This window comes from Mycobacterium sp. E3251 (genome assembly GCF_001666835.1).
In the GTDB taxonomy this organism is placed as follows: domain Bacteria; phylum Actinomycetota; class Actinomycetes; order Mycobacteriales; family Mycobacteriaceae; genus Mycobacterium.
The window spans coordinates 21,889-29,395 of sequence record NZ_LZJF01000025.1 but is presented as its reverse complement, the minus strand read 5'-3'; the positions used below and the strand labels follow the sequence as shown (position 1 = coordinate 29,395).

Annotated in this window: 5 protein-coding genes and 1 tRNA gene; 3 read left to right on the top strand and 3 right to left on the bottom strand. The window is 71.4% G+C overall.

Annotated features, from left to right (window positions below):
- From A5697_RS03660 to A5697_RS03650, 3 genes are all read right to left on the bottom strand, one after another.
- Positions 1–804: GTP-binding protein (locus A5697_RS03660; RefSeq protein ID WP_197500901.1), on the bottom strand; the 804-nt coding region annotated here is incomplete at its 3' end.
- A complete protein-coding gene (selA, locus tag A5697_RS03655) occupies positions 792–2,072 on the bottom strand; it encodes an L-seryl-tRNA(Sec) selenium transferase (RefSeq protein WP_068008075.1) in 1,281 nt (426 codons plus the stop codon). The genes A5697_RS03660 and selA, both read right to left, overlap by 13 nt.
- A gap of 18 nt (positions 2,073–2,090) precedes the next feature.
- A tRNA-Sec gene (locus A5697_RS03650) sits at positions 2,091–2,185 on the bottom strand.
- Positions 2,186–2,212: 27 nt separating this feature from the next.
- Here A5697_RS03650 and selD point away from each other — a divergent pair.
- The 3 genes from selD to A5697_RS03630 are packed head-to-tail and all read left to right on the top strand — an operon-like array spanning position 2,213 to position 7,502.
- Entirely contained in the window at positions 2,213–3,205 is a 993-nt protein-coding gene (gene selD, locus A5697_RS03645) for a selenide, water dikinase SelD (protein WP_067943944.1), read from the top strand.
- A gap of 39 nt (positions 3,206–3,244) precedes the next feature.
- Positions 3,245–6,568: a formate dehydrogenase gene (gene fdh, locus A5697_RS03635; RefSeq protein ID WP_197500900.1), complete on the top strand. Its 3,324-nt coding sequence runs from the start codon at positions 3,245–3,247 to the stop codon at positions 6,566–6,568.
- Complete coding sequence (locus A5697_RS03630) at positions 6,531–7,502, top strand: 4Fe-4S dicluster domain-containing protein (protein WP_068008070.1); 972 nt, start codon at positions 6,531–6,533, stop codon at positions 7,500–7,502. Before fdh ends, A5697_RS03630 begins: the two co-directional genes overlap by 38 nt.
- Positions 7,503–7,507 lie beyond the last annotated feature (5 nt).

Below are 7,507 nucleotides of genomic sequence, written 5' to 3'. Positions count from 1 at the left end.
CGTGCCCGCCGAGCGCAGGGCGACGTCGATCTCCGCGGTGTCGCGCCACACGCCCGGTGTCCGAACGGTGTCGCCGCGCCCGATGTCCCGCCGGTCCACGCCCCGCAGGTTCAGCGCGACCCTGGACACCGGGCCCGCCGCGGCCTGATCCCGGCCCAGCGTTTGCAGCCCGCGCACGGTGACACGCCGCCCGGCGAGCTCCAGCTCGTCGCCCAGCCGCACGGTGCCCGCCGCCAGGGTGCCGGTCACCACCGTGCCCGCGCCCCGGACGGTGAAGCTCCGGTCGACCCATAGCCGCACGTCGGCGTCTGGGTCCGGGGCCGGCAGCCGGTCGGTCAGTGCCAGCAGCTCCGCGCGCACCCGCTCGAGGTCGGTGCCGATCGCGACGGCGGCCCCCGCGAGCGAGGTGGCGGCGAACCGTTCTCGCGCCTGCTCGATCGCCGGGCCGGGGTCGGCGAGGTCGGCCTTGCTGATCACCAGCAGCCCGTGGCGGACACCGAGGGCGTCCAGCGCCGCGAGGTGTTCGTCGGACTGCGGCATCCAGCCCTCGGTCGCGGCGACCACGAACATCACGGCCGGGACCGGGCCCACCCCGGCGAGCATGTTGGCCACGAACCGTTCGTGGCCCGGCACGTCGACGAACGCCAGTCGGCGTCCGTTGAGCTCGGTCCACGCGAAGCCGAGATCGATGGTCAGGCCCCGGCGCCGCTCCTCGGCCAGCCGGTCCGGCCACATGCCGGTGAGCCGCTGCAGCAGGGTGGACTTGCCGTGGTCGACGTGCCCGGCGGTGGCTATGACGAACATGCGAGCACCGCCGCCGCCAGCCGCGCGTCGTCCTCGGGAGCGACCGTGCGCAGGTCGAGCAGGCACCGGCCCGCCTCGAGGCGGCCGACGACCGGCGGGCTGGCGGCGCGCAGCGCGGCGGCGTAGGACTCGGGCAGGCTCACCGCCGCGCTGGGCAGCCGGACGTCCGGCGCCCCGCCGCCGCCGACGGCCGCGACGCAATCCACCGCCTCGGCGCCCGGCAGCGCGGCCGCGAGCGCCTCGGCGCGCGACCGCAGTTGCGCCACGTCGGTGACCAGCGCCTCGGCCACCGGGGTTGGCGGGCCGGTCAGGGTCGCCTCCAGAGCGGCGAGGGTGAGTTTGTCCACCCGCAGCGCGCGCGCCGCCGGGTGCCGGCGCAGCCGCTCGATCAGCTCGGCGGCGCCCAGCAGCAGGCCGGCCTGCGGGCCGCCGAGCAGCTTGTCGCCGCTCGCGGTGACCAGGTCGGCGCCATCGCGCAGGGTCGACGTGGCGTCGGGCTCGTCGGGCAGCAGCGGGTGCGGGCAGAGCAGGCCGGAGCCGATGTCGACCACCAGGGGCGCACCGAGTTTCGCCAACTCCGCCACGCCGACCGCCGAGGTGAACCCGGTGACGTGGAAGTTGGACGGATGGACCTTCAGGATGAAACCGGTCTGCGGCCCGATCGCCTCGGCGTAATCGCGCAGGCCGGTGCGGTTGGTGGTACCGACCTCGCGCAGCCGGGATCCGGCGGAGGCCAGCAGCTCGGGTATGCGGAACCCGTCCCCGATCTCGACGAGCTCGCCGCGGCTGAGCACGATCTCCTTGCCCGGGGCGAGCGTCAGGGCCGTCAACAGCAGCGCGGCGGCGTTGTTGTTGACCACATGCACGGCGTCGGCGGTGGGCACCGCCCGGGCCAGCGCGGCCAGCGCCCCCCGGCCCCGGCGGCCGCGGCGGCCCGTCGCCAGGTCCAGCTCGACGTCCGTGGTCCCCGCCGCGGCGACCACCGCGTCGACGGCGGCCCGCGACAGGGGCGCACGGCCCAGGTTGGTGTGCACCACGACGCCGGTGGCGTTGATGACCGGCCGCAGGCTCGACGCGGTGCTGGGCAGCGCGGCGACGGCGTGCTCGGCGACGCGCTCGGGTTCGATCTCCCCGGCGCGCGCCCGCTGCTGCGCGTCGGCGATCACGGACTTCACCAGATCGCGGCCCAGCACCCGCTGTGCCTCGATCAGGCGCGGATCGGCGAGCAGCGCGTCGGTACGCGGCACCCGCCGGCGCGGGTCGTTCATGTCGGGCCCGAAGAAGTATGGCGGAGGCGGACGGGAATCGAACCCGCCAGCGGCAGCGTCTGCCGTTCGACGGTTTTGAAGACCGCGCCGGTCACCAGACCGGACACGCCTCCTCGAACCATAGGGACAAGTATGGACGCGTGACGTATCGACTGACTCAGTACGCCCACGGTGGCGGGTGTGCGTGCAAGATCCCGCCCGGTGAGCTCGAGGATGTGGTCCGCGGGTTGGGGGCGAGCGCGCCGCGCGACCCGGCCGGCGAGTTGCTGGTCGGCCTGGACCACGGCGACGACGCGGCGGCGGTGCTTATCGAGGGGGGCGCGGCGCTGATCGCGACGACCGACTTCTTCACGCCCGTGGTGGACGACGCCTACGACTGGGGCCGCATCGCGGCCACCAACGCGCTGTCCGACGTCTACGCGATGGGCGGACGTCCGGTGGTGGCGGTGAACCTGCTGGGCTGGCCGCGTGACGTGCTGCCGTTCGAGCTGGCGGCCGAGACGCTGCGGGGCGGGCTGGACGTCTGCGGCCTGGCCGGCTGCCACCTCGCCGGCGGGCACAGCGTCGACGACCCGGAGCCGAAATACGGGCTGGCCGTCACCGGCCTGGCGGACCCGAACCGGTTGCTGCGCAACGATTCCGGTAGGCCCGGCACTCCGCTGTCACTGACCAAGCCGCTCGGCGTCGGGGTGCTCAACAGCAGGCACAAGGCGACCGGCGAGCGCTTCGAACAGGCGATCCGGGTGATGACAACGCTGAATGCCGACGCGGCTGCGGCGGCCCTGGCCGCCGGCATCGAATGCGCTACGGACGTAACGGGTTTCGGGCTGCTCGGGCACCTGCACAAGCTGGCGCGGGCCAGCGGCGTGACGGCGATGATCGACGCCGCGGCGGTGCCCTATCTGGACGGCGCGCGGGAGGCGCTGGCGGCCGGTTACGTCAGCGGCGGTACCCGGCGAAACCTCGACTGGGTCGCCCCGCACGCCGACCTGTCCGCGGTGAGCGCGGAGGAGGCGCTGCTGCTCGCGGACGCGCAGACCTCGGGCGGGCTGTTGATCGCGGGCGAGATCCCGGGCGCGCCGGTGATCGGGGAGCTGGTGCCGCGCGGCGAGCACACGATCGTGGTGCGCTGAGCGAGTGCGGTTTCGCCGGCGCGCACTAGGGTAAAGGCCATGGCTATGCGGAAGCTTTTCTTGGAATGGCCCGTCCTGCGCCAGCTGCGTTCAGGCGACAAGCTCGGCCGCGGGTCGGCCGTCACCTCGAAGCGGACGCGCGCCGTCACGCCCCGCACGACGACGGCCGACCGGGTGGTGCAGAGCATCTGTCCCTACTGTGCGGTCGGTTGCGGCCAGCGGGTCTACGTCAAGGACGAGCGGGTGGTCCAGATCGAGGGCGACCCGGACTCGCCGATTTCGCGGGGCCGCCTGTGCCCCAAGGGCGCCGCCAGCGAACAGCTGGTGAACTCGCCGGGCCGGCAGCTGCAGGTGCTCTACCGTCCGCCGCGGGCGACCGAATGGCAGCCCCTCGAGCTGGACACCGCGATCGACATGATCGCCGACCGGTTCGTCGAATCCCGCCGCCACACCTGGCAGGACATCGACAAGAAGGGCAACCTGCTGCGCCGCACCATGGGCATCGCCGCGCTCGGCGGGGCGACCCTGGACAACGAAGAGAACTACCTCATCAAAAAGCTCTTCACCGCCGCGGGTGCCATTCAGATCGAGAACCAAGCCCGTATTTGACACTCCGCCACGGTTCCCGGTCTGGGAGCCTCCTTCGGGCGCGGCGGCGCCACCCAAACACTGCAGGACATGGCCAACGCCGATTGCATTGTCATCCAGGGCTCGAACATGGCCGAGTGCCACCCGGTCGGGTTCCAGTGGGTCGAGGAGGCCCGCGCCCGCGGCGCTCGGGTGATCCACGTCGACCCGCGCTTCACCCGCACCTCGGCGGTGTCCGACAAGCACATCCCGATCCGGGCCGGTTCGGACGTGGTGCTGCTTGGCGCGCTGATCAACCACATCCTGAGCAACGATCTGTGGTTCTCCGAGTACGTGGTCGCCTACACCAACGCCGCCACTTTGATCAACGAAAAGTTCAGGGACACCGAGGATCTGAACGGCTTGTTCTCGGGGTTCGACCCGGAGACCGGGCAGTACGACACGTCGACGTGGGCGTACGACGAAGAGGGGAACGGCCAGATCGAGTCCGCCGGCGGCGGCCACACGCACGGCGCCACCGCCGCGCAAAGCGGGGCGGGGCAGGAGCACGGCAGCGGCGGGCCCCCGCTCGCCCATGCCCGCGTCAAACGCGATGAGACCCTGCAGCACCCGCGCACGGTGTTCCAGATCCTCAAGCGCCACTACAGCCGCTACACCCCGGAGATGGTGAAAGACGTGTGCGGCATCAGCCGCGAGGACTTCGACTACCTGGCCCGCTCCATCGTCGAGAACTCGGGCCGCGAGCGCACCACTTGCTTCGCCTACGCCGTCGGATGGACGCAGCACACCCTGGGCGCCCAATTCATCCGCACCGCAACCATTTTGCAGCTCCTGCTGGGCAACGTCGGCCGTCCGGGCAGCGGCATCATGGCGCTGCGCGGCCACGCCACCATCCAGGGCTCGACCGACATCCCGACGCTGTTCAACCTGCTGCCCGGCTACCTGGCGATGCCCAAGGCGGGCACGCACGACACCCTGGCGGACTATCTCGACGCGGTGGGGTCGAAGAAGCAGAAGGGCTTCTGGGCCAACTCCGACGCCTATGCGATCAGCCTGCTCAAGGCGTGGTGGGGTGAGGCGGCCACCGAGGACAACGACTGGGCCTACGACTACCTGCCGCGGCTGTCCGGCCCGCACGGCACCTACCAGACCGTCATGGGCATGCTGGCCGACGAGGTCGAGGGCTACTTCCTGCTGGGGCAGAACCCGGCGGTCGGGTCGGCGCACGGCCGGATGCAGCGCATGGGCATGTCCCACCTCAAATGGCTGGTGGTGCGCGACCTCAACCTGATCGAGTCGGCCACCTGGTGGAAGGACGGTCCCGAAATCGCTTCGGGCGAACTCAAAACGGAGGACATCGACACCGAGGTGTTCTTCTTGCCCGCCGCCACGCACGTGGAGAAGGCGGGATCGTTCACCCAAACTCAGCGCCTGGTGCAGTGGCGGCACAAGGCCGTCGAGCCGCCGGGCCAGTGCCAGAGCGAGTTGCAGTTCTTCTTCGAACTCGGCAAGCGGATCAGGCAGCGGTTGGCCGGGTCGACCGATGAGCGCGACCGCCCGCTGCTGGACCTGACGTGGGACTACCCGACCGACGAGCACGGCGAGCCCGACGGCGAAGCCGTGCTGGCCGAAATCAACGGGTATCACACCGCGGACCGCACCCCGCTGTCGTCCTACACCGAGCTGCGCGCCGACGGGTCGACCGCCGCCGGTTGCTGGATCTACACCGGCGTGTACGCGAACGCCACCAACCAGGCCGCGCGGCGCGTCCCGCACGGCGGTGAGTCGCCGAGCCAGCACGAGTGGGGCTGGGCCTGGCCGGCCGACCGGAGGATTCTCTACAACCGCGCGTCGGCCGACCCGGACGGCAACCCGTGGAGCGAACGCAAGCGGTACGTGTGGTGGGACGCCGAACAGCAACGGTGGGTCGGCTACGACGTGCCCGACTTCGTCGCCGACCGGGCGCCGGGGAGCCGGCCCGACCCGGACGTCGGCGGTCCCGACGCGCTCGCCGGCGACGACCCCTTCGTCATGCAGGCCGACGGCAAGGGCTGGCTGTTCGCGCCGAAGGGTCTCGTCGACGGCCCGTTGCCCACGCACTACGAACCACAGGAATCCCCGGTCGCCAACGCGCTCTATCCGCAGCAGCGAAACCCCGGCCGAATCACCTTCCCGCGCAAGGACAATCTGAGCGCGCCGAGCGCCGGGGAGCCCGGGGCCGACGTGTACCCGTACGTGTTCACCACCTACCGGCTCACCGAGCATCACACCGCCGGGGGGATGAGCCGCTGGCTGCCCTACCTGTCGGAGCTGCAACCGGAGATGTTCTGCGAGGTGTCCCCGGAGTTGGCCGCCGAACGGGGACTCGAGCCGTACGGGTGGGCCACCATCGTATCGCCGCGCGCGGCGATCGAAGCCCGGGTGCTGGTCACCAAACGTGTTGCCCCGCTTGTGATCAACGGCCACACGGTGCACCAGATCGGCCTCCCGTACCACTGGGGTGTGGGCAGCGACGCGGTGGTCAGCGGGGACGCGGCCAACGACCTGCTCGGCGTGACACTCGACCCCAACGTGCAGATCCAGGAGTCGAAGGCCGGCTCGTGCGACATCCGCCCGGGCCGCCGGCCCCACGGCGAGGACCTGCTGCGCCTTATCGCCGAGTATCAGTCCCGCTCCGGGGCCACCACCGAAACCGGCAACGTGCGGATCAGCGACGGCGTCTGGGAAGGGGGAACAGATGGGTCAGCTGAGCGGACCGACCGACCCGACGAGTGACGCCGGCTGGGTCGAACCCAAGCCGCGCAAGGGATTCTTCACCGACACCTCGATCTGCATCGGCTGCAAGGCCTGCGAGGTCGCGTGCAAGGAATGGAACCGCAACCCCCGCGACGGCGACCTGGAGCTGCTGGGTTCGTCCTATGACAACACCGGCGCGCTGGGTGCCAGCACCTGGCGGCACGTGGCGTTCATCGAGCAGGGGCGTGATCGCATCGAGCAGGCACGCGAATCCGGGCGCGCCCTAACCGATTTGGGCATGCCGGCGCTCCCTGGCAACCCGCCGCGCCCGGACGTCACGCCGCCGGACACCCCCGAATTCCGTTGGCTGATGTCGTCGGACGTGTGCAAGCACTGCACGCACGCAGGCTGTCTGGACGTCTGCCCGACGGGCGCGTTGTTCCGCACCGAGTTCGGCACCGTCGTCGTGCAGGACGACGTCTGCAACGGGTGCGGAACCTGCGTGGCCGGGTGCCCGTTCGGCGTGGTGGAGCGTCGCAGCGACGGCACGTACACGACGCCGGCGCAGCGACCCGGCCGCCCCGCCGAAACGCCGGCCACCGGCGTCGCCCAGAAATGCACGCTGTGCTACGACCGCCTGGTCGAGGACCAGATCCCGGCGTGTGCCCAGACCTGCCCGACCACGTCGATCAAGTTCGGCGACCACGACGACCTGGTGGTCACGGCCCGGGAGCGGGTCGCCGCGCTGCACGCCCAGGGGTTGACGGAGGCCCGCCTCTACGGCGCCAACGAACGCGACGGCGTGGGCGGCACCGGGTCGATCTTCCTGCTGCTCGACGAGCCGGAGGTCTACGGCCTGCCGCCCGACCCGCGCGTGTGCACGGCCGACCTGCCCCAGATGTTCAAACGAGCGAGCGTGGCCGCGGCGGGGATGTTCGCCGCCGCGGCGCTGGCCTTCTGGAAGGGTCGGTGAAAACC